The sequence below is a fragment of the Alteromonas gracilis genome, assembly GCF_002993325.1.
Taxonomy (GTDB): Bacteria; Pseudomonadota; Gammaproteobacteria; order Enterobacterales; family Alteromonadaceae; genus Alteromonas; species Alteromonas gracilis.
This window is the reverse complement of record NZ_PVNO01000021.1, coordinates 21,334-43,674: the sequence shown is the minus strand read 5'-3', so window position 1 is coordinate 43,674 and position 22,341 is coordinate 21,334. Positions and strand designations below refer to the sequence as shown.

18 protein-coding genes are annotated in these 22,341 nt (G+C 39.8%); 16 read left to right on the top strand and 2 right to left on the bottom strand.

Annotated elements, in window-relative coordinates; all coding sequences use genetic code 11:
• Genes C6Y39_RS05510 through gmd form a run of 6 tightly spaced genes read left to right on the top strand, consistent with a single transcriptional unit; the run spans nucleotide 1 to nucleotide 7,346 of the window.
• Nucleotides 1–1,293: a coiled-coil domain-containing protein gene (locus C6Y39_RS05510; protein WP_105930307.1), complete on the top strand. Its 1,293-nt coding sequence runs from the start codon at nucleotides 1–3 to the stop codon at nucleotides 1,291–1,293.
• Between the two features lies 1 nt (nucleotide 1,294).
• Complete coding sequence (locus tag C6Y39_RS05505; protein ID WP_105930306.1) at nucleotides 1,295–2,224, top strand: sulfotransferase family protein; 930 nt, start codon at nucleotides 1,295–1,297, stop codon at nucleotides 2,222–2,224.
• Between the two features lie 14 nt (nucleotides 2,225–2,238).
• On the top strand, nucleotides 2,239–4,269 hold the full coding sequence (locus tag C6Y39_RS05500; protein WP_105930305.1) for an exostosin domain-containing protein: 2,031 nt from the start codon (nucleotides 2,239–2,241) through the stop codon (nucleotides 4,267–4,269).
• Nucleotides 4,256–5,194: an SGNH/GDSL hydrolase family protein gene (locus C6Y39_RS05495; RefSeq protein ID WP_105930304.1), complete on the top strand. Its 939-nt coding sequence runs from the start codon at nucleotides 4,256–4,258 to the stop codon at nucleotides 5,192–5,194. The genes C6Y39_RS05500 and C6Y39_RS05495 overlap by 14 nt, the downstream gene beginning before the upstream one ends.
• A gap of 59 nt (nucleotides 5,195–5,253) precedes the next feature.
• A complete protein-coding gene (locus C6Y39_RS05490) occupies nucleotides 5,254–6,216 on the top strand; it encodes a glycosyltransferase (RefSeq protein ID WP_105930303.1) in 963 nt (320 codons plus the stop codon).
• Between the two features lie 14 nt (nucleotides 6,217–6,230).
• A complete protein-coding gene (gene gmd, locus C6Y39_RS05485; RefSeq protein WP_105930302.1) occupies nucleotides 6,231–7,346 on the top strand; it encodes a GDP-mannose 4,6-dehydratase in 1,116 nt (371 codons plus the stop codon).
• Nucleotides 7,347–7,418: 72 nt separating this feature from the next.
• Here gmd and C6Y39_RS05480 read toward each other — a convergent pair whose 3' ends face one another.
• Both C6Y39_RS05480 and C6Y39_RS05475 read right to left on the bottom strand, forming a co-directional pair.
• Nucleotides 7,419–8,147 (bottom strand): glycosyltransferase family protein, encoded by a 729-nt coding sequence (locus C6Y39_RS05480; protein ID WP_146128594.1) that lies wholly within the window; start codon nucleotides 8,145–8,147, stop codon nucleotides 7,419–7,421.
• An 11-nt stretch (nucleotides 8,148–8,158) separates the two neighbouring features.
• Nucleotides 8,159–9,766, bottom strand: coding sequence for an aminoglycoside phosphotransferase family protein (locus C6Y39_RS05475; RefSeq protein WP_105930300.1), 1,608 nt, complete (start codon nucleotides 9,764–9,766; stop codon nucleotides 8,159–8,161).
• Nucleotides 9,767–9,963: 197 nt separating this feature from the next.
• Here C6Y39_RS05475 and C6Y39_RS05470 point away from each other — a divergent pair, with 197 nt between their 5' ends.
• From C6Y39_RS05470 to C6Y39_RS05425, 10 genes are all read left to right on the top strand, one after another.
• Entirely contained in the window at nucleotides 9,964–11,004 is a 1,041-nt protein-coding gene (locus C6Y39_RS05470; RefSeq protein WP_105930299.1) for a hypothetical protein, read from the top strand.
• A gap of 69 nt (nucleotides 11,005–11,073) precedes the next feature.
• Nucleotides 11,074–13,884: an AMP-binding protein gene (locus C6Y39_RS05465; RefSeq protein ID WP_105930298.1), complete on the top strand. Its 2,811-nt coding sequence runs from the start codon at nucleotides 11,074–11,076 to the stop codon at nucleotides 13,882–13,884.
• A gap of 70 nt (nucleotides 13,885–13,954) precedes the next feature.
• Nucleotides 13,955–15,007, top strand: coding sequence for a GSCFA domain-containing protein (locus C6Y39_RS05460; RefSeq protein ID WP_105930297.1), 1,053 nt, complete (start codon nucleotides 13,955–13,957; stop codon nucleotides 15,005–15,007).
• A gap of 212 nt (nucleotides 15,008–15,219) precedes the next feature.
• Nucleotides 15,220–16,191 (top strand): GDP-L-fucose synthase, encoded by a 972-nt coding sequence (gene fcl, locus C6Y39_RS05455; protein WP_476692344.1) that lies wholly within the window; start codon nucleotides 15,220–15,222, stop codon nucleotides 16,189–16,191.
• Nucleotides 16,192–16,251: 60 nt separating this feature from the next.
• Nucleotides 16,252–16,704, top strand: coding sequence for a GDP-mannose mannosyl hydrolase (locus tag C6Y39_RS05450; RefSeq protein ID WP_105930295.1), 453 nt, complete (start codon nucleotides 16,252–16,254; stop codon nucleotides 16,702–16,704).
• 67 nt (nucleotides 16,705–16,771) lie between these two features.
• Nucleotides 16,772–17,242, top strand: coding sequence for a hypothetical protein (locus tag C6Y39_RS05445; RefSeq protein ID WP_105930294.1), 471 nt, complete (start codon nucleotides 16,772–16,774; stop codon nucleotides 17,240–17,242).
• Entirely contained in the window at nucleotides 17,242–19,128 is a 1,887-nt protein-coding gene (locus C6Y39_RS05440) for a glycosyltransferase family 4 protein (RefSeq protein WP_105930293.1), read from the top strand. Before C6Y39_RS05445 ends, C6Y39_RS05440 begins: the two co-directional genes overlap by 1 nt.
• Complete coding sequence (locus tag C6Y39_RS05435; protein WP_105930292.1) at nucleotides 19,121–20,287, top strand: hypothetical protein; 1,167 nt, start codon at nucleotides 19,121–19,123, stop codon at nucleotides 20,285–20,287. Before C6Y39_RS05440 ends, C6Y39_RS05435 begins: the two co-directional genes overlap by 8 nt.
• Entirely contained in the window at nucleotides 20,284–21,414 is a 1,131-nt protein-coding gene (locus C6Y39_RS05430) for a glycosyltransferase (RefSeq protein ID WP_105930291.1), read from the top strand. Before C6Y39_RS05435 ends, C6Y39_RS05430 begins: the two co-directional genes overlap by 4 nt.
• Nucleotides 21,393–22,340 carry a sulfotransferase family protein gene (locus C6Y39_RS05425; protein ID WP_105930290.1) on the top strand — a complete coding sequence of 316 codons (948 nt, stop codon included), beginning with the start codon at nucleotides 21,393–21,395 and terminating at the stop codon, nucleotides 22,338–22,340. The genes C6Y39_RS05430 and C6Y39_RS05425 overlap by 22 nt, the downstream gene beginning before the upstream one ends.
• The last annotated feature ends 1 nt before the right edge of the window (nucleotide 22,341 follow it).

Below are 22,341 nucleotides of genomic sequence, written 5' to 3'. Positions count from 1 at the left end.
ATGAAAGATTACCTTGAAAGGTTAATGCATTTCTGCGCTAAAAAACTAGGAAAAGTAGTTTACGTCGGAGCGGGTGCAGGTACGAAAGTGGTGGGCCTATGTGACTTAAGGCCAAGGGAATTAGTTGCAATTGAAGGCAGCGATGAACTGTTCAAAGCTCTACATAGAAAGCTCAAAAAGCATGAAAATGTGACGTTAATAAACAAATGGTTGTTTCCCGGGGAGGATTCTTCTGGGGAGGTATATTTTTATAATAATCCTCGTTTCAATTCTTTAGAGAAACTACACGATCTCTTACAAGGTAATGTAAAGCTCACAGAACAGCGTCAGGTTGAGGGAATCTCAATAAAAAGTATGTTGTCTGAATTAAATGCATCAAAGGATGAACTAAATGTACTTTTTCTCGATACCAGAGCTGATTTTCTTTTCCTGGAAAGCGCTGAAGGCGTGGAGACACTCTCAATTTTTGATTTTATTATTTGTGTAAGCACCTACAAGGCTGAAGGTTGCGAGAAGGTGACTGATATTAAGAGTAAGGGTTTTTTTCAAATACCGTGCTCGGAGAATTCTGAATTTACTGTATTTCAGCGACAAGATGATATTATCGAACTCGGATTACAATATGACTTCTTAATACAAGAAAATTCGGCATTGAAGGCTAATTTAACTTCGGCTGTAGAATCAACTGCGGATAAAGAAGCCGAACTAGTGTCTCTAAGAGACCAGCTGCAAAAGTTTGAAGAAGAGTTCATGTCGTCTAGAAATAGGTTTTCAGAAACAGAGCAGAACTTGAGAGGGCAGTTAAAAGAATCTCAAGATGAAAATACTAAGTTGCTCACTGCGAACGAACAGCTTCTTAAAGAGAAAGATGAGTTAATTGAACAGCGTGATAATCATCAACGTCATCATATGGAGAATAAGCAGTGGGCAGAGTCGTTAAACAACAACAATAAAGAAACAAAAGCGGAGAATCGTGAACTTAAAACATCTCTAGAAAATGAGAAAAGTAACGTATTAAAATTAGAGAAAGATTACGCATCGCTTTTACGTGAAAAGCAAGTTGCCGAAGAGCGCTTGAGCAAAACTGAAAGAATTTCAGAGATGAACTTAAAGCTACTTACAAAATCACAAGCAGACGTGGATGAATTAAGGTCACAGTTGAGGGAAAAAAGCCAAAGGGTTGATGAATTAATACTGCTCATTGCTAATCTCCATCAAAAACTAGAAAGAGCTTCACTGTTTTATGAAGACTTAAAGAAAACCAATCCGGAACTCTTGCAGGAGTCGCTTTAATATGAGTGAACCTGAAGGGTTAAACGAATTGATGAGTGAGCTGGGTAATGTGATAAGTGAGATAGAGAGTAACTCAGAAATTAGTTCATCACTTAAAACGGAATCAAAGGTACAAGATTCCAAGAGTCTTCTGTCGCAATGTTCATCTATTTTGCAAAGAGCAGAGCAAAAACCCAAGCTTCGTATTATCCATCATTTAGCATGCAGTGGTGGTACGTTAATTTCAAAGTGTGTTGCTGCTCAACCAAATACATTTTTACTCAGTGAATTACACCCTACAACACATCTTCATATGGGGGGCGGGAAACCGAAGTTTTTACCTGCGGATGTTACGACACAAGCTCGTTACGCAAATGTACCAAATGTTGATGAGCTCGCGTGGCGTATATTTCAAAGTAATATTAAAATAACAAGTACGCACATAAATAACCTTGGTGGTTACCTCGTGATTAGAGATCACTCTCATTCCGACTTTTGTGTTGGCAAGAAGCCTGAATCCACATCCTCAATAGTCCACCATTTAAATTCACAGTTTGAAATTCTTAGCGTAGCTACGATAAGAAATCCTATAGACTCGTATCTGTCCCTAGTTTCAAATAATTGGGAACATTTTGAGCCGAAAGGTTTTGATGAATACTGTAAAAGGGTAGAATGCTTTATAAGCGGATTTCAGCGAAGTCAAATAATAAAATACGAAGATATCGTTGCAAAACCACTTATATACATAAAAAAACTAGTAAATAAACTAGAGTTACCCTACTCAGATAGTTTTATGGATACTTTTAGCGCTTTTAACGTAACCGGTGACAGTGGTCGTTCCGGTGAAGTTATATCGCCAAGAAAACGAAGAGAGCTATCAGAGACTTTTCTGCGAGAAATTCAAAGCTCGAAATCATTTAAAAAAATATCAGAAAAATTTGGATATGAGTAGTATTAGGAGTTGTTGTGATTAACGTATTTTTTCCTTATTACCAGTGTGGTGATAAAGATAGGCAAAAGGAAATTGACTTGTGTTTAGGCAAAAATGCAGAGAACAAGTTAATCAAGAAGCTCTTTGTCGTAATTGATGATGGTTGTGAATGCCCTGTTGAAAGTGACAATATTGAAATTATTCATATTAGCAAACGGTTGACATATAAATATTGGATTGAACTAACTCAACAGTACTGTCAGGCAGGCGTTACGGTATTGTGTAATTCTGATATTTATTTCAACGATACACTTTCAGTTATTGAAGACGTACTGTCTTCTGAAAAGAGTTTCATTGCGCTGTCTCGTTGGGAGTTACTTGGGAAAAGTCTATCTAAACACCCAAATCCACACTGGTCGCAAGATACTTGGGCGATGAGAGTGGGAGAAGAGTTATCACCATCCTTCATGCATCAATTGGATTTTCCAATGGGCGTACCACGGTGTGACAACAAAATTGCTTATCTATTTGCTACACAAGGTTGGAAAATATTCAATCCTGTTGATTTTCTTGTAAGCATCCATGTTCATGAAACTGAAATGCGCACGTACCACAAAAAGCTTGATGACAGAATATTAGGCGGCGCAGGGTACGTTTATCCAGGAAAGAAACTTACTGATGAAGCTACGTTAGATTTTGATATTTGGACTAAACGTACTGCTCGAATCAATAAAGTTACAATTAATAAAGCAATGGAAAAGTGGATAAAGGAAGCAGAGCAAGAAAAGTCAAGTAATGGCGCTCTGGAAACGACTGACCCAAACTTTCAGTTCAAAAAGGCATCCACTTCAGAATTATTAAATGCGTTAAATAGCGCTGAACTGCTTTTCAGTGCGGGATCAAATTTTGACGTTCGCGCCAACGGAAGCACTATAGTTTTCAAAAATGCCTATAATTTTAAACAGCCTTTGAAACTAGAAAGAGACGAATACGAAAAAAATGATAAGCTTGCGCATGTTGCAGGACTAATCCCTCCTGTACTAGAAACATATGTAGATCAAATAGGCATTAAAGCCAGCTCACCAGATGACTTAAATTTCTGGCAGTACCCTTGTGCAACTGAGAAGCAAGCGTATGAAAACCACCTTGGTATCAAACATGGTGAACATGTTGACGTTGCTAATAAAGAAGTAAATATTTATGTTCCGTTACCTTGGGCAACTTACGTGGATAAAAAAGGTTTTCCAGAGCGCTATCTAGAGAGAGTAAAAGCACTAATCTCTATGTATAAAGAACTAGCAAAAGCGGAAGGCTTCAACCTTAAAGTTCATTCAGTATGCCAACATATCCACTGGGTAAGAATGTTAGAAAAAGCTGAGTGGCTTGGAGTAACAGATTTTCACCTTTCACACAAAGATTCTACTAGCGAAAGCAAGCAAGAAGAGATCGGAACCTCTCTCGCTTTACATGGTTGGCCATTAATAGCAGTAAACTATGTAACGCCAGATAGAAGTGAGGGCATGGAGCGTAAGCCAATGAATGAACGAAAGCTACTTGCTTCGTTTATTGGTGCCCACATGCCACACTACCGAGATGACAGTCGAATTAAACTATTTGAAGCTGCCAAGGCTTGCGGCCGTGATGACGTATTCGTTGATCTGGGTAATGAGTGGCATTTTAATAAGGTGGTTTATGAGGAACAAGTGCTAAATCGAGAGGTGGAAGCACACCATATCGATGAACACCATAAAAAGACCTTCCGGTACAACAGTATTTTGTCTGACTCTAAATTTTCGCTTTGTCCAGAGGGCGCTGGTCCTAATACATTAAGGTTTTGGGAATCGATTGCGGTTGGGAGTATTCCGGTTATTTTTTCAGATGACTTGGCTGCTTTTAATGAACTCGAGCATAGTGAATTTTTAATGAAGAATGTAATAATTGTGGATGAGATAACTGAAAACGTTTTCGAGATGTTGGCAAACTACAGCAATTTACAGTCGACGAGCGACAACCTAATGAAGCTATACGAAACTATCGGAAAATCTATTTGTTATGGAAAAAGCTAAGCTTAAGATTCTGTGCTATGGAGCAAGCGTCACAGCCCAGAAGGGGGACTCTGGTTACGTGCAAAGGCTAACGGAATTGCTGCCTAAAGACGACTATGAAGTTATAAAAATTGGAAGAGGAGCCAGTCATTTTGAATATGCGGGATATGGATTCTCAAGAGAAATTGCAGACTACGCGCCAAACATATTGATAGTTGATTGGTTATCGCCCAGCATGAAAGAGTTTAGCGTGCGTAAATTAACAACTTTTAATAAGTGTTTTACAGAGCAGGGGGTTCGTGTAATTTGGGTAAATTTTCCGCGAAAAGATGACTTAAATAATCAGAGGAAATGTTTTTCTCAAGTTCGTCAAAGTTGTAAAGATTTCAACTTGGAATTTATAGACCTTAATAAATATCTTGTAAAAGAACCAGACAAATATCTCCGTGATGTAGTCCACACCACTGAAGTAGGAGCTCGGCTATATGCTGAGGTGTTGTTTGATTTGATTACTTCTAAGCAAAACCCACGTACAGACAATTCGATTGATGTGACGAACTTGCCGGTGATAGTTGAAACTCCTGCTACAGTAGATCAATCAACCCCGTTTAAGCTGGCGATGAAAGTCCAGAAGCGGAAAGTTGACATCCTTCTAGAGTGCTTTATTGGGCCAAATACTCCATTTTTGAAGTTTAGAGCTGAAAGCGGTGGCTACGAAACTATTGAAAAGGTAGTGAACCCACTTGATCCTTGGTGCTACTACACAAGGAAGATGGTACTTCCTACAGTTTCACTTGAATCTACAAAACCCATCACTCATTTGAGCATTCATGCTGAAACCGGCGAGCCTCTCGATTTGATAACTTTAAATAAAGCGTTGGCCGAAGAAGCTTTAGATCACAAGTTTATCGAGCTATCAAAAATCGTACTTGAATACGGGGATTGATGACCAAAATTGTCGCCATGTACACAAAAACTATTTATTAAAAATTTTTCGAGAGAGCTATGAGTTATAAACCGACATACGTATGGCCGAACCCCGCATTTCCTTTTCGTGTATATTTTGAACATGAAAATTTACGCATTTTTATTATCGAAAACATTCAACACAATTGGGAATGGATGAGTCAATATAGTAAATTTTTTAAGCCTACAGACTTTTTTTTCGTTTACTGCGGATGGTATCACAGCGAATTCTTTGCTAAACAGGCAGAAGAGATTTTTGACGAACTTCAACTCGATAGAAAGCGCTTTTTCTTTCTTTATAACGAGCAAGCTGAAAAGGTTAACTTCGAAAAAAAGGGCTTTTGCGGTGAAATCATAAATCAGAACTCTTGGCTTGACGAAAATAAAGTGATGAGAGTATTGCCAAATATAGAAAAGCATTTTGACGCAATTTATGTAGGTCGACTAAGTGCTTTCAAACGGCACTTTTTAGCAAAAGGCGTCGACAATATTGCCTTAGTCGCAGGTAACAACCATGGAAATGTTGCAGTAAGTGACATCCCTACTGCCTCATTCAAAAATGAGTCCCCTTTAACTCCTGATGAGGTCTGTTTAAAAATAAATGAGTCTAGTTGTGGCTTGATTTTGTCTGCTGAGGAAGGTGCCTGTTTCGCTTCTAGTGAGTATCTGCTGTGCGGAGTTCCAGTGGTTTCCACAAAATCTCTTGGAGGGAGAGCTGTTTGGTACAATTCTTATAACTCTATAGTTTGTGAGGATAGTCAAGAAGCGGTAGCAGCTGCAGTGTCCGAGTTAAAGAATAGCCCTCGAGACCCATTTGAGATAAGAAACGCGCATATTGGTTTGGCAAGGCACTTTAGAGCTAAGTTTATAGCCGTCCTAGCAAAGCTTTTTTACGAACACGGAATATACGATGTAGATGCCCACGAGTATTTTTATGATAATTTCATGCATAAGTTGAGAAAGTCTTATGCTCCAGACTTTGAAAAAATTTTTAGAACTTAATATTAAGAGATTTTATGAAAAAAGCACTTATTACCGGTGTAACCGGCCAGGACGGCTCATATTTAGCCGAGTTTTTATTAGAAAAGGGATATGAAGTTCACGGTATTAAGCGTCGTGCTTCATTGTTTAATACAGAACGTGTTGATCATATTTATGAAGATCCACATGTAGAAAATGCTAACTTTATTTTGCATTACGGTGATTTAACGGATTCTTCAAACCTTATCCGTATAATGCAAGAAGTACAGCCAGATGAAGTGTACAACCTTGGTGCCCAGTCTCACGTAGCGGTTTCTTTTGAGGCGCCTGAATATACCGCTGATGTGGATGCTATGGGCACGCTTCGCTTATTAGAAGCCATTCGCTTTTTAGGCCTTGAAAAGAAAACTAAGTTCTACCAAGCGTCTACGTCTGAGTTGTATGGAGAAGTACAAGAAATTCCGCAAAAAGAGACTACGCCGTTTCATCCGCGTTCGCCTTATGCTGTAGCTAAGATGTACGCGTATTGGATTGCGGTTAACTATCGCGAGTCTTACGGTATTTATGCATGTAACGGTATTTTGTTTAACCATGAATCTCCACGCCGTGGCGAAACGTTTGTTACTCGTAAAATTACTCGCGGTATCGCTAATATTGCTCAAGGTTTAGAGTCTAAGCTTTACCTAGGCAACATGGATGCACTTCGCGATTGGGGGCATGCAAAAGACTATGTGCGTATGCAGTGGATGATGTTGCAACAAGATAAGCCTGAAGACTTCGTTATTGCTACAGGCAAGCAAATCTCAGTTCGCGAATTCGTACGCATGTCAGCAGAGAATGCAGGTATTACGGTTGAATTTTCGGGAGAAGGCGTAAAAGAGGTAGCAACAGTAACGGCAGTAGATAATGAAACTGCACCAGGTGTGAAAGTGGGCGACGTTATTGTAGAAGTTGACCCACGTTATTTCCGCCCAGCAGAAGTTGAAACGCTACTAGGCGACCCGACAAAAGCCAAAGAAAAGCTAGGTTGGGTTCCAGAAATTACTGTTGAGGAAATGTGCGCTGAAATGGTTGCACACGACCTTGGTAAAGCGAAGCAGCATGCACTATTGAAGAAGCATGGCTACTCGGTCGCGGTTGCTAAAGAGTAATTTGCTGCTTTTTTTGAATTTAAGGGTGACTGAAAAGTCGCCCTTAATGTCACTCATTCTAGTAATAATGCTTTAGTCCCACATAGCTTCTTTCTTCAAAACCGCTTCATATTCTTGTGGCACGCCACAAAAAATAACATCATTAACATCTATGATTGTGAACGCTACATATTTATTTTTATCTATGAAATAGTTGTACATCGGCGCCACATACAGTTCTTCATTAGTCACTTCATTAAGTAGACTTTCAAAGTAATATTCAAAAGCTTCTTTGAAATATGAGTACTTATCCCAAAAATATAATCCAGTACAGCAATATTGAGACAGCTCTTTTTTTTCAGCAGTTAGCTTAACTCTATTTTGGTCTTTATCATCAGGAACTACATTACTCCAGTTTTTACCAGAGCCAATAAACGTCTCTAAATGTCCAATCCTATCATTTTGCGATAACTTCTCTAAATTAACCGAACGGCGAAAAGTATCGATATTGAAAATAGCCAGCCGCTCGCTTTCATCTATCATCGCGTGGTTGATACCTTGATAAACCGTATCCGCTTGCCCTTTAGTTTCATTTTCTAGGCAAACAATTTTTATATTCGCAATACCTAGCTCTTTGCATTTTTTTTGGATGAACTCGAAAGCATTATGCTTTTTTAACGTTATAAAGACGAATAATTCGGTTTTAAAGTATTTATTAAAGCCTAATAATGACCACTCAAAAACGGTTCTTCCATGAGCTAGTAACTCATATTTGGGTTTCGAGTAACCTTCTTTTGCAAACCGAGTAGACAGTCCGGCCATGGGGATACATATCATGAAAGTTCTTGCTCCATTTGAACAAACCAGTTGAATAGTCGATAAACGTTAAAAACAAACGCCTTTTGTTTTTCTTCACTATCATAGTGGAGTGGAAGCATCGAAATAAATAAATGGATTGTTATCGCTAATATTTCAATTTCAGAATACCCGAACTTAGCAATAACTTCTTTTACAAAAAGTTCTCGCAACTCGGAGAGCGGTAAATCGGAATAAATTTCAATTTTGGGAGCATCTTCTGCTGAGAGAGAAATACTGTAACGACCGGCAATGATAAAATCGTATCCCCCTACGAACGATTGGTAAAGCTTTGCAACATCGTAACGCTGATCACCATATACAGATGACTTACCTTTCTCATCAATGCCTCTAGGGTCAATTAGCTTTAGATTATGGCTTCGAAAGTCAAAAAATATGTTACTAAAGCACAAATCTCCATGAATAAAGCAAAACCTTTCTTCGTTCACCTTACCGATAAAATTTGCAGTATGTTTTGCTATTTCTTCTAAGCTTACTTTTTTTCCTAAAGTAGCCACGTAATAACGGTCTTTTATGACGGGGGGATGTTGTCCGCTAAAAGCGTTGAGTCTACGTAATGTCTTGTCAAGATACAAACTTTCAGCTGTCGCTTTATCATATTCAGTAAACGTCTTCTTTATCTTACTGAACTTTCTCAGCATTAAGTTCAAAGTAGAAAATATAAACTTCCATTCCGCAATCGTAAGTTTACTGAACACATAAAGGTCGTTCAAAGTTAGCAGGTATAAGTATTCGAGAGAATATCCTCTTTTATTGTCTGAAGAATAAATTTTTGGATTGATCAAGTTGGGAGTATAGCTTTTTATTGAGTATGGAATGGAGCAAAACCAGTTACTCTCCGCTTCTATTTTTTTGTGCTGGTCACTATACTTTTCAACTGAAAACTCTGAGATGTGCAGTTGATTAAAAGCCCTTTGCGTTGTCATTTGAGCTCTAGATCTAAAGTAGCTATTAAGATGACCAAAGTCATACCAAACCCCATTAGTTAGAATCTCAATCTTTTGCTTATCAGTGTATGTTTTAACAGCACTTTCAAAATTATGATTACTGTCTAAGATGTTTTTTATAAACGTAGCGGGTTGCGAAAAACTGAAGTATCCAGAAGCTACAAGGTCGTCTTTTGAAGCCCATAGACGTTCACCAACAATAAAAGTATCTAAAGATATTGTTGCTCTCGGGTAGAAACCATCGTTCTTGTGGACGGATATGCAATCTTTGATGCTAAGGTTTATATCTGTAAAAAGCGTATCGCCGTGAAGTATTTTAAGTTCTTTATAAAATTTTCCTGTTGAGTTCCAGCAATATAATATTGACTCTGCAAGTGAAATATTACTTGGAACCCATAACACCTTAACTCCTAATTTGTGCAACTCTCGTTCATCAAACGCGTTTAGCTTAAAACTCTTGGGTAGTGATAAAAACTTATCACCTTTATAATCTTTTAATAAATCGAATTGAAGTTGATATAGGCGCTTATTAGCAATGGGCAACATAGACGGTGGAAGCAAACCAACTTCAGACGCAAACTCTTGGGATATATATTCGGCTGAGGTTATTAAAAGCATTGAAGATTCATGATATTTATAGGTATTTAAATGTAGTTTAATCTTTGTTCGTCGTCCGAGAAACCCTTAACATTAACTAATGTTCGTATCTTTAGTTTTGTTTGACGTGGTTTAGCTTTTTGTTCGGATATTATTGAGAAAATAAAGATTGTTGTTATTGAGATGTTGAGAGTGAATATACCTTTGGAGAGGTTACATTGAAAGAGAACGCTATACTACTAGTAGGTGAACTAAGGTTAGCCAAAGAAAACAGTGAGCAATTAAAAAAATTGTCTGATAACTTTGATGTCTTTGTAGTTACTAACTCAAGATATTCTGACAGCGTCAAGTTCCTAGGAAATGTAAAAGACATACTTTTTGTAGAAAATGTTTTTGGCAATGACAGTCACGATATATTTTACGAGGAAGAGTTGGGGATACCCCATGCCCTACAGATGCATAAAGCGTATTTAGCGTATGAACTTCTCAAACGCTCTGAGGAGCGAATTGGATTAAGGTATAAAACTGTATTTAAGATAAGAACAGATTGGGATATAGGCTATAACCTCGACATCAACATATTTAAACAAGCAGACGAAAATAATCAGTTCCTCTTTATTCAATCAGATATGTTTTATGGTGGGGGGAGAGAGACCGCAGAAATTTGGAGCAAGTTCTATTTCCAAATATTACCTTTCTATTATGACCGTTTAGATGAATATTGGCCGTTGGACTGCCCTGATTTAAGCGACTGCGACCTTGAGTTCGCAGGTCTTAATCGATTTCCTTTTCCCTCCGAACTTGTAGGTTGTCCAACTTCTCGAGAAGACCTAGAGCACATTTTAAAGGAGCGTTGGCACGAGATTAAAAATTATAAAAAGCGTGATGTTCCCTTTTTTCGTCTACAAAATATTGAGCCTAAGTTCCCTTGCGAGGCCGCATTCCTTCATTATATTTTAAAAAATGGATTGAAATTTAAAAAGCTTGATGACCAGCGCATTCCTCTAGACGAAGCTCGTTTTTACGGCGATATAGATGCGCTGTGCATTAAAATGAATAACAGTGAATTTGAAGAGGTCGCTAGATTTATAGCTAGAATGTCTCCTGCATATAAGCTAGGAATACCACAAGCATTTATTATCAAACTTAAAAGTAGAAACCTTATAGATCAGCATCAATTCATATCACTGTGTTATCATGCTATACCTTTGTTAGTAGCGTCAGGTTTCAATGTTGATAGGCTTGAGACTATGTGCTGATAAGAAAACGCTTAAAAATAAGAAGAGAATTCGGCTTTAGAAAAGCTAGCTAGTAAAGGACTAGAAATTGTGTTGTATGAATCGCTTAATCATATTTTGACGCGTTTATCTTCAGAAAAACCTGATATACCCGCTTATATCTTCCTAAACGAGCAAGGCCTTGAACAAGAAATCGTTACTTATTACGCTCTACACTCGAGAGTAAAGCAAGCAGCTGAATATCTGACTCGTTATGGTTACGCTGGCTCTAGAGCTATCCTCGTTTACCCTCAAGGGATCGAGTTTGTAGTTACTTTTTTAGCTTGTTTGAAAGCAGGCGTTGTTGCCATACCCGTACCTGGCTTAGATGCCACTCTTAAAGCACGCCTCTTATCTAGAGTCATGAATATAGTGAAAGATGCAGATGTAAGCCTTATTCTTACCACGCCTGCTACACGGGAAGCCTGTGCGCCGAGTCTTAATAACTTCGCTGAGAAAATTAGTTGGGTGACTATTCCGCAGGGTTTTCAGACGGACTATGACAAATGTTTTTTCGAAAATAGAAGTTCATCTGTTGCTTATTTACAATATACCTCAGGGTCAACATCATTGCCAAAGGGCGTTGTGATAAGTCACGGGACCCTTATAAAGCACTTAGAAACCATTCAGGATTCATGTGCATATAACCCACAATCAATTAGCGCCACATGGATGCCGCACTTTCATGATTATGGGTTAGTTGAAGGCTTGCTGCTTCCACTATTCAACGGCACACTTTGTGTATTTATGTCTCCTAGTACATTTATAAAACGGCCTGCACTTTGGTTTCAAACAGTAAGTCGTTATAAAGCTACCCACAGTCACGCTCCCAGTTTTGCACATGAATTATGCATAAAAAAAATAAAAGAGGCCGAGCTCAGCGGCGTCGATTTGAGTTCATGGCAAGTTGCAGCGCTGGGCGCGGAACCAATTAAACCCTACGTGTTGTTAAAATTTTTTGAAACTTTCTCTCGATATGGGTTTTCCGACACAGCACTTTCGCCTGCCTATGGGTTAGCTGAAAATACACTTGTAGCGACAGTCAAGAAACCATTTACTAAACCCAAAACGCTTAGTGTGTGCTCTCAAGCGCTAAAAAATAATACTGTTAAAATAATGCAGAGCAGTGCTGATAATGGAGTAAAAGATATAGTTTCTTGCGGTTTACCGGTAAAAAACACTTCCGTTATTGTAGTTGATCCAGATAAAAAGACACGGAGGAAAAACAATGAAGTGGGTGAAGTTTGGATAACGAGTGAGGGCGTTGCTAGTGGTTACTGGAACAATGCTGGGGCTACCATTCAAACATTTATGGCTAAATTGGAGGAACATCAAAGTGATAGTCGGCATTTCCTGAGAACCGGTGACTTAGGGTTCGTGCATGAGGGCGAGCTTTATATAACTGGAAGGTTGAAAGATTTGATCATTATTGATGGTGTAAACTATTGGCCGCAAGATATCGAATGGGCAGTGGAGAACTGCCATTCCTCAATAAAGCAAGGTGGAGGGTGTGTCGCTTTTTCAATTGATGTTTTCGACAAAGAGCGTCTAGTGCTTGTTTGTGAAGTAAAATCTGATGGTGTAGATTGTAGTGAATTATATCGATGCTGTGCTGAATCGGTTTTTGAGGTCTGTGGTTTAATACTTTATGATTTCGTTGTTGTCTCAAAAGGAACTATTTTAAAAACGTCAAGCGGAAAATTGCAGCGAGGTGCCTGTAGGGATGATTATCGCGATAAAAAATTAAATTTCATGTGGAGTAAGCAAACTGTCCTTGAAGGTTGTAGCGGCAAAAAAGACATAGGCGCAAAAATAAACTCATTAAATACGGCTCAAAAAGGAATTGTCGCTTGGCTAACTAATTCGATAATGCAATGTTCGCAATTGATAACAAGTGCCCCTCATGCTGCCGATGTGTTTTCAGAGCTTCCTTTAGACTCACTAGATTATCTTACGCTTTCTTGCGATATTGAATCTCGCTATAACATTCAGTTGGCTCTATCTGAGTTTGTTGTTAACAGGCGAACAATAGAAGATTTAGCTGAACAAATTTGTGCACGGTTGCAAGGACAAGACCCAGAGAATAGTTCATTAATATTGTTACAAAAAACAGGAGAAGGCTCCCCTTTCTTTTTTGTACACCCTGCTGGGGGAAATGTAATTGGATACGTTTCGTTGGCAAACTGTTTTGCTGGAGAACGTCCTTTCTATGGAATACAGTCTCAGGGATTAGTTAAGGGGACAAGTACTCTTAGAACATTTGAAGAAATGGCTGAGTTTTATATACAAGAAATGAAGCGTGTACAGCCGAATGGACCATACTTTATTGGTGGTATGTGTCTGGGAGGAATCATAGCTTACGAAATGGCTCAGCAAATTCAGCGTTCTGGAGAATCTGTAGCTTTCTTGGGGTTAGTTGACCCGCGAAGCCCATCTTTATTGTTAAAAGAAATTGAAAACGCTAGTTATCAGGCTACTCGAAAGCCTACACCTTTTTCATCTGAACACTTGGCAAAAGTTAAAATACTAAAGCAAGAATCAGAAAAGACAGAGTCACCAAAACCTCCACGAGATATTGTTCCATCAGATCCGCAGATGAAAAAGGTATGGGATAATAACGCGAGAGCAAGAGAAGAATATAAGGCAGTAGAATATGAGGGCGATGTTTCTTTCTTTTGGGCCGATAAGACTCAAGGTACACTGGGATTTCAACATAACCCGGAAGTTTGCTGGTCGCTTCTAGTGAATGGCAATTTTAAAGTTCATCATCTAGGTTTTAATCACTTTCAAATGTTAGAAAAACCTTTCGTAGACAAGTTAGGCTTAAGTTTATTAGCTGAAATAGATAAGGCGGACACCTAGTTGTCTGAATACGCTGCTATTGACCAATTAGGACGCTTGGGTTCGATAAATTAAAGGAGTTGAGAGAAAAATGAAGAACAATAATGGTGAAATAGGAAGCTTAGCCCCAGTGAGAGACGGCAGTGGCCCTGCTTCTTGGGGGGAGTCTGTTTGGCATACGGGCGATATTAAGAAATATCCCGTTGCAAAAGGCGACTTCCTCAATGTTGAAAAGCTTATCGCTGAATATTGTTTAGACAGCCTTCCTGAAAAACCAGTTTTAAATAATAGTGGAAGTGTTGTTGCTATTGGTTCATGTTTTGCCGCTGAACTTAGGCACTTTTTAGGTGAAGCCGGTTTATCATCAGACTCCTTCTGGATCCCATCAGGTCTTAATAATACGTTTGCTCTGAGAGACTTTTTTCATTGGGCCGTTTATGGACAAGAAACTGCCAAAGGTTTTGCTTATACACGAGATGACAAAGGCTCTTTAGTAGACTGGCAGCCAGAATTAGAGCAGAAGAGTATAAAGAAGGCGATTAGTGAAGCAAGTTGTTTTGTCTTTACATTGGGCCTAGCAGAGGTGTGGGAAGACAAAGAAACTAGTCGAGTATTTTGGCGAGGAGTTCCAGAACATATATTTGAGACTGGGCGTCATCACTTTCGAATGTCTACAGTCGCTGAAAACAGCGAAAACCTCTCATCAATTGTTCAGATAATTCGTGAAGTGAATAAAAACGCTCCTATTGTATTTACATTGTCACCCGTACCGCTTAAAGCTACTTTTAGCGGAAAGTCATGCGTTACAGCAGACTGTGTTTCTAAATCCACACTTCGAGTTGCGATTAATGAGTACATGGAGACTTTAGACGGAAGTCAAAATGTTTGGTACTGGCCCTCATTTGAAATTATTAAGTGGGTTGGATGCCATCTCCCATATCCAGTCTATGGCACTGATGATGGTTGTGTGCGACATGTTTCACGCTTTATGGTGAATAACATTTTAAAGTCTTTTGTTAGCACTTTTTATGGGACTACCGTGGCAGAGCAGGTTTTTGCGAGTTTTGAAAGTACATTGGAGACAATAGACGGCGAAGCCGGAGAGCCGCCAATTATATATAAAGGCCAGATAGTGAAAGGGTAATTCACAAAAGTGCCGAGGTTTTGAATCCAGATTTTTATGGCACCTTTATAGTGCTGTCGTGAGTATCGCGACAATCGAGTTGCAGTACCTTTAATGAAATAAACGCATTATATTGTTTATCTGTACTTTTTGTTTGTATCAGAAGGAAAGTGTTTTCAAGGTTTGATTAATCGAGTTTAATTATTAATAATTGCCCGACTTTTAGGGAACTAATGAGAAGTAATATGAAGACTGTTTTTGTTGCCGGCCATCGGGGTATGGTTGGTGCGGCTATAGTAAGAAAATTAGAAAAGCGAAGTGACGTAAAGCTCATTACGCAAACACGCACCGAATTGAACTTAATTAATCAACAAGCGGTGAGTGATTTTTTCGCAGCAAACAATATTGATGAAGTATATTTAGCGGCAGCAAAAGTAGGCGGTATACATGCTAATAATACCTATCCCGCTGAGTTTATTTATGAAAACTTGATGATAGAAGCGAATATCATTCATGCCGCTCACGCGAATGATGTGCAAAAGCTGTTGTTCTTGGGTTCTAGTTGTATTTATCCCAAATTGGCAGAACAGCCTATGACTGAAAAGGCCTTACTAACGGGTACACTCGAGGAAACTAACGAGCCATATGCAATCGCAAAAATTGCAGGTATTAAGCTTTGTGAGAGCTACAACCGTCAGTATGGTCGCGATTATCGCTCCGTAATGCCTACAAATTTGTACGGCCCTAACGATAACTTCCACCCAGAAAATTCGCACGTTATACCAGCATTGTTACGCCGTTTTTACGAAGCAGCACAGCGCGGCGATAGCGAAGTAGTTGCATGGGGCAGCGGTACGCCAATGCGCGAGTTTTTGCATGTTGACGATATGGCAGCAGCGAGTGTGCACGTAATGGAGCTTGATAATGAAACATATCAAGCCAACACCCAGCCAATGCTTAGTCACATCAATGTTGGCACAGGTGAAGACTGTACTATTCGCGAGTTGGTAGAAACAGTAGCGAAAGTAACGGGTTTTGATGGTGAAATTAAATGGGATACCAGTAAGCCTGATGGTACGCCTAGAAAACTGATGGACGTGTCGCGACTTCGGGCATTAGGCTGGAAGCATACCTATAACCTTGAAAGTGGCCTAAAGCATGCGTTTGACTGGTTTTTAGCAAACCAAGATAACTTCAGAGGGTAAATTTATTACCTTAAAAAATGCACCGGGCTTGCCCGGTGTTTTTATATTTGGATCATAGATATGGCGTTTCTTGAAAAAGATACCTTCACAACAATTATTGATTGCACCCCACTGATATCTATCGACCTGTTGATAGAAGATAAACATGGCCAGATTTTACTTGGTTACAGAAATAACCGCCCTGCTCAAGGTTATTGGTTTGTACCTGGTGGTCGTATTTTGAAAAGTGAAAGCATGGATAATGCTTTCAAGCGTTTAACCTTAGCTGAGCTCGGAACAGAATTTTCTCGTGGCCAAGCTGAGTTCTTGGGCCCGTATGAGCATTTTTACGAAGACTTTGTGTTTGGCGAGGGAATATCTACACACTACGTTGTACTAGGTTACAAGATAATTTGTGACATCGATATAAATACGCTTCCTAATGCTCAGCATGGAAAATATAAATGGTTTACCAAGCAAGAAATGTTAAGCAGCGACACCGTTCACAAGCACAGTAAATGGTACATTGAATAACATATTAATGAACCGTTATTTCTTTTGATGTAACATTACGACATACATGGAATGGACGTAAAAATACATGAAAAGAAAATTAAAAAACTTAGTAAAGCGCTTACTCGGTAAGGGCGAGCTGAATTACCACATTGATACAGTATCAAGCGATGTAGTGGCCGGTTGGGCACTAAATTCTGCTAATCCGTCGGCGCCATGTGAAGTGGTGCTTAAAACCGGCGACAAAGTGCTTGCGAAAACTAAAGCTGCTACCTTGCGTGAAGACCTCGTTGCCGCTGGCATTGGTAACGGTTGTCATGGGTTTACACTGCAACTCGATATGTTGCCATTTTCAGCAGAGGCACGCGAGGCCCATGTCTACATCAACGGAAAGCGTGTCACAGCACAACCTATATCGCTTAAAAGTAGCTTTACAGACGTGTTGGGCGAGTTTTCTGTTGAGGTGGAACGAAGAATGGATGCGCTACTTGCTATTCAAAACGAGCGAATGCAAAGAGAATTCGACTATATCAAAAAGCAGTTAGAGTCAGGGAAGTAATGATAGACGTACCACCACAGGTAGTGGTGTTTTGCCCACTGCCCCCCAAGCCTAATGGCATAGCTGATTATTTTGCTGAGCAAATCCCCTATTTTTCCAAAACAACAAAAGTCACGGTTGTTGTGGAAAATACGCACCCAACGCCCAAAGGAATATCAGCCAATGTAACAGTATTGCATTTAGAAGAATATATGTGGCAGCAGCACAAGTATGCGAGTGTTCCGCACATATATCACGTAGGTAATAACCCTGATACACAGTATATGCTTCCAGTGTTACTTTCAAAGCCTGGACTTGTGGTGGTACACGATCTTAATTTACATTATCTCATCGACCTAACTAACTTATCGCAAGGCGACAAAAGCGGTTACACGTTAGCACTGCAAAATAACTACGGTGAATCGGGCGTTGTTATTGGGCAGCAGCTGTCAAAGTTTGGCTGGAAAGGCAAGTTTATGCCTCATGAGCTAATGATGAACGCTAGCATTATAAGTGCTGCCGAACGTATTTTAGTGCATTCGAAGTATTCTGCTGACAAGATAGCTGCACTAGGGCATAAACATGTAAAAATCGTGCCTCATCATTTTTCGCCTGCAGCGCGCCATTATCAACCGAAGCTAAAAATGCAGTACCGTGGCGAGCTAGGCCTAGCAGGTAATAAGCCAGTAATTACTTCAATGGGCTTTATTGCGAAGGCAAAGCAGATAAAAGCCGTATTGGCGGCGCTTTCGGATTTAAAAAAACAAGGTCTCGATTTTACCTATGTGCTTGCCGGTCAATGTAAGCCCCACGAGTACGATGTTTATCAAGATATAGCCGATAGCGGTTTGTCTGACAACGTAATTGTAACGGGCTTTTTGAATGAAGATGAATTCTTTAAATACATGCTGGCCTCTGACTTTATCGTTAATTTACGTTACCCAACAGGAGGTGAGTCGTCTGGTACATTAACACGCGCCATGGGGATGGGGTTATGTTGTGTTGTAGTTAATATTGGGCCTTTTGGTGAGTTACCAGACGATTGTGCGGTGAAGTTAGAATGGGACGAAAACTTTAACTACAACCTATCAAATGAACTACAGAAACTCATTTCTGATAGGCACTACAGAGTACAAATTGGTAAAAATGCGCAAAAGTGGGTTGAAAGAACGCATAGTATTAATGTAACAGCGCAAGCATATCTGCACGAGGCTGCAAAGCTGCAAGATAACACTTCATTTAGCACTAGTGCATTGAATAACCGATTGTTTGATTACCTGCCTGAGCAGCAGATACTAGATTGGCAGAGTAAAAACACGATAAGTAACGATGCCTGTAACCTATGGTGGCAAGCTAATTTACTGCCAACAAATGTTACCGCAGTTGCAAGCATTTCAAACAATGCAGTGCACCATAACTCAGTTCTTACGTCGCTATTAGGCTATGCCCATGAGCAAATTCACACTGCTACTCTGAACGATTTTAACGTTGAATTGAGTGAGAATTTGTATCCCGCCGCAGTAGTTGAAGGCTGTTTATCTGACTTGGCTGTTGCGCCGGTAAAGTGGCTTGCTAACCTAAACAGGGTAATGGCAATAGGTGCTAAGCTCGTACTTTCATTACACGTGCCGCATAAATTAACGACTGAGTACAGCCTAGAGCGAAAAAACATAAAGCAGCTTCTCGTTGCGGCAGGGTTCTCCGTGGATAAAAGCGTTGCAGGGCCGCTTGATATTGATATGAATCTAGATGATGCTCCCAACTCCGAGTATTGGGTTTTCTCTGCCACAAAGCGCTCTTGGATGGTGAATAAAAACCCTGAAGTTTATAATAACGGTGCGAGTGAGCTTATGTGGCTTTACGACAAAAAAGAGCGTTCTAATCAGATAGGAGAAAGCAATGCATAACAATGTTAGCAGCGTTTCTTCCCCATTAGACGTTGCGGCTACTCACCATAAAATAAATGTTGATATTCTTACCACCTCTGCGTTTCTACGCAGCTTACCTAATGTCGGCGAAGTAGTCCTAGACACCATGCCACAAAGCATTATTTCAGTGCTTGCCATGGCTGCGGGAGCGAGAATAGCGTATCTGGCCAACTACTCACTTTGTCAAAAATACGGTTTAGAATATGTCGAAGCCAGCAAAGCTGCAGGTGTTCAACCTTTGTGCTTTAGCACAACGGAAAGAGATGTATTCATTACACCTCGTGTTGAGGCGGGTTTTGAGCGCTTAGCAACAAAGGCAGAAAGGATAAAACTAAGAACACCAGATAACTATTTAAATGGCAGAGCAAACATCAGTTGGGTTTCATTAAGTGAACTAACGTTGCCTTTACTTGATGGAATGAATAAATCAGTTCAAAAGCATCGGCCACTAATTAGTGGAAAAGTGTCTAACAGCAGTGTGGAAAGCATCATCTCATGGTGCGAAAAATACGGTTATTTTCCGCTAACCAACCTACTAGAACCGTTGAACGCTAGCAGTGCTTCTGGTTATTGCTGGTTTGTACCAAATAATACGCTCTTAAAATCTGTAAGAGCTTTATTGGCTGCGGATAATGAAGTGGCAGAGTTTAGTTGTTCTTTACCTAAGTTTGCACAACAGTTTTGGCCGGAACTAACAGAAAGTAGCGATAAGCTAGCTAAGCAAACCAAAGACTATATTACCCATGCAAGACGCTGGTATTACCTAGATAAATTAGTCAACATTGGGATGTATCCAATTGAAACTGATGGAACTAATTACTGGCGCTGGGTTGGTAGTAAAGGGGTTAGACTATTTATACCGTTAAGGGCTATCGGTTTTTATACCGTGAAATTCAATGTATTTTCTGTTGCGGATGGTATGAAGCGGGTCGGGCTCAAGTGTTTTTTAAACGGTGTGCTTAAAAAAGATCTTGATGCGAGCGCGGGAAGTGAAATTGCGATTAATCACTTTACTGAAAGTGAAGGTGAATTAGTTGAGCTTTTCATTGTTCCCCAAACGTCAGTGCAAGTTTTCGATCGTGCACTAAACGTTTCTATTTCAGATCTTGCGGTTTATTGGAAAGGGGAAGTGCTGTGAGCAAAACTGTTTTAATTGTATCGCCCATACCATCGCATCCTCAGTTCCAAGGAAATAGTGCGCGTATTTATCGCCTAAATCGAATGTTTCAACTTTGTGGTTATCAAGTTCATTTTCTGTATTTCGGTATGGAAGGACTGAGCGAAACGCAACGAAGAGATATGGAAAATCAATGGGATTATTTTCACTTTGTACAACCGCAAGGTCCTGCTGCTGAGCCTTCCTTCGGCGAATACTTCGACATTGATGATTGGTACGATAATAGAGTGTCTGACTATGTAGATAAACTTTGCGAAACCTGGTCTTTTGACGTTTGCTTAGTCAACTATGTCTGGTTCTCGAAAGTGTTAGATGTTTTGCCCGAACAAACCTACAAAGTTATTGACACACACGATGTGTTTGGCGACCGGCATATCGTAGCTAAGGAAGCCGGTTTAGAGCCAGTATGGTTCTACACTACAAAAGAGCTTGAAGCTTACGCACTAGAGCGAGCCGACCTTGTTTTAGCTATTCAAGATGAAGAAAAGAATTATTTTCAAAGTATTACTGAAACACCTGTAGCTGTTATGGGGTATTGCGTACCTTTTCAGCCTTTAGTAAACCTATCGCGTGAAAAAATTGTAATTGGCTACATAGGTTCTGGGAACCCTTTCAATGTAGAAAGTTTGCGTGTTTTCCAAGACGCAGTAATGGCAAACCCAGCATTAATGCAACAATTTAGTTTCTTGTTAGGGGGAACAGTGTGTAAAGCCTTCTCTCCAATAAACGAGATATTCGACGTCGTAGGTTTAGTAGATGATTTGGACGAGTTTTATCGTTTAATTGATATTGCGATTAATCCCATGGTCGGCGGAACCGGGCTTAAAATAAAATCACTAGAGGCGCTTTCTTATGGAAAAGCGTTACTGGCTACAGAAGATGCGATGGTTGGGATAAACGGTACAGATAGTTTCCACAATTTTGCATCGGTTAATTGCATGGTTGAAGCGCTAAACGAACTTACTCCTGAGCGCACTGCAGAACTACATCGTAATTCAATTGCAACATTTCGAAAGTATAACGAAAGATTCATTAAGGAATTTAAAACGTTGTTTTCGGAGTTGCCATGCAAGACACTCTCTACTTAAAGTTATTAGAAAACTGGGCTAACGACAATGCGCCTGTATTTGTTGTTGGCCCTGAAAGAAGCGGTACAAGTTTACTGTTTCAGCAGGTAAGCAATCACAGTGCATTTTGTGATTTCTCTGAGGCAACCGTTGAAACTTTTTGCTTCAACAAACCGTGGCTTCTGCTTGAAGACTCGTGCCCTGAAAACTACGAAATGCGCTTGTATGTTGGCCAAAAAAACTGGGACGCATTTCAAAATAAAATTCAACCTATCGTTGAAGCAAACCGACTAGCCGACGCTAGAGGTCTTCCTACTGAGTACCTTTATCAAGAAGACCGCCCTAAAATCTGGGATGCCAGGCAGTATGGACCATTACTCAGAACCTTTTTTTATTTTGCATGGCAAAACTTAGGGAAAAAGTGCTTAGTGGAAAAAACGCCTGCACATATCAGAAGTTTGCCAGAGATCTACAATGTATTCCCCAATGCAAAAGTGCTTGTATGTACAAGGGAGCCATCTGAGATTATCGCTTCGCACAGAAAGCGTTTCGAAAAAGAAATTTCGCTCGGTGTTGATAGAGAGTCACCTCAAATACAGTGGTTGAATAAACCACTTGAAGATTATCTTGCATACTTCCGTGAGATTGATGATATCGTACGCCATCATATAGTTCAGGGAAGAAAAATTTTAGTAGTCCCATACTCGGAACTAACTGAGCATGCGTTGGACACAATGCAGAGCATATTTGAGTTTATTGGTGTCGAAAGCAATGTTAATCTTGATGCTCAGCCCAGCGAGGCTGAAGCAAGACCTGAACAACTGTGGGACCCTTTATTAAATAAACCCCCGCAACCCAATAAAATCGATATATCTGCATACCTCAATGAAGAGGAGGTAATGCGTGTAAAAAAGCTTAAAGAGTATCTGCATGATACTTGGTGTTGAT

What these genes read in the sequence shown, in the direction of transcription:
- C6Y39_RS05450 (WP_105930295.1), top strand. Translation starts at nt 16,252, where the DNA reads ATGGCGTTTCTTGAAAAAGATACCTTCACAACAATTATTGATTGCACC.
- C6Y39_RS05440 (WP_105930293.1), top strand. Translation starts at nt 17,242, where the DNA reads ATGATAGACGTACCACCACAGGTAGTGGTGTTTTGCCCACTGCCCCCC.
- C6Y39_RS05445 (WP_105930294.1), top strand. Translation starts at nt 16,772, where the DNA reads ATGAAAAGAAAATTAAAAAACTTAGTAAAGCGCTTACTCGGTAAGGGC.
- C6Y39_RS05435 (WP_105930292.1), top strand. Translation starts at nt 19,121, where the DNA reads ATGCATAACAATGTTAGCAGCGTTTCTTCCCCATTAGACGTTGCGGCT.
- C6Y39_RS05505 (WP_105930306.1), top strand. Translation starts at nt 1,295, where the DNA reads ATGAGTGAACCTGAAGGGTTAAACGAATTGATGAGTGAGCTGGGTAAT.
- gmd (WP_105930302.1), top strand. Translation starts at nt 6,231, where the DNA reads ATGAAAAAAGCACTTATTACCGGTGTAACCGGCCAGGACGGCTCATAT.
- C6Y39_RS05480 (WP_146128594.1), bottom strand. Translation starts at nt 8,147, where the DNA reads ATGGCCGGACTGTCTACTCGGTTTGCAAAAGAAGGTTACTCGAAACCC.
- C6Y39_RS05490 (WP_105930303.1), top strand. Translation starts at nt 5,254, where the DNA reads ATGAGTTATAAACCGACATACGTATGGCCGAACCCCGCATTTCCTTTT.
- C6Y39_RS05460 (WP_105930297.1), top strand. Translation starts at nt 13,955, where the DNA reads ATGAAGAACAATAATGGTGAAATAGGAAGCTTAGCCCCAGTGAGAGAC.
- C6Y39_RS05475 (WP_105930300.1), bottom strand. Translation starts at nt 9,766, where the DNA reads ATGCTTTTAATAACCTCAGCCGAATATATATCCCAAGAGTTTGCGTCT.
- C6Y39_RS05425 (WP_105930290.1), top strand. Translation starts at nt 21,393, where the DNA reads ATGCAAGACACTCTCTACTTAAAGTTATTAGAAAACTGGGCTAACGAC.
- fcl (WP_476692344.1), top strand. Translation starts at nt 15,220, where the DNA reads ATGAGAAGTAATATGAAGACTGTTTTTGTTGCCGGCCATCGGGGTATG.
- C6Y39_RS05495 (WP_105930304.1), top strand. Translation starts at nt 4,256, where the DNA reads ATGGAAAAAGCTAAGCTTAAGATTCTGTGCTATGGAGCAAGCGTCACA.
- C6Y39_RS05510 (WP_105930307.1), top strand. Translation starts at nt 1, where the DNA reads ATGAAAGATTACCTTGAAAGGTTAATGCATTTCTGCGCTAAAAAACTA.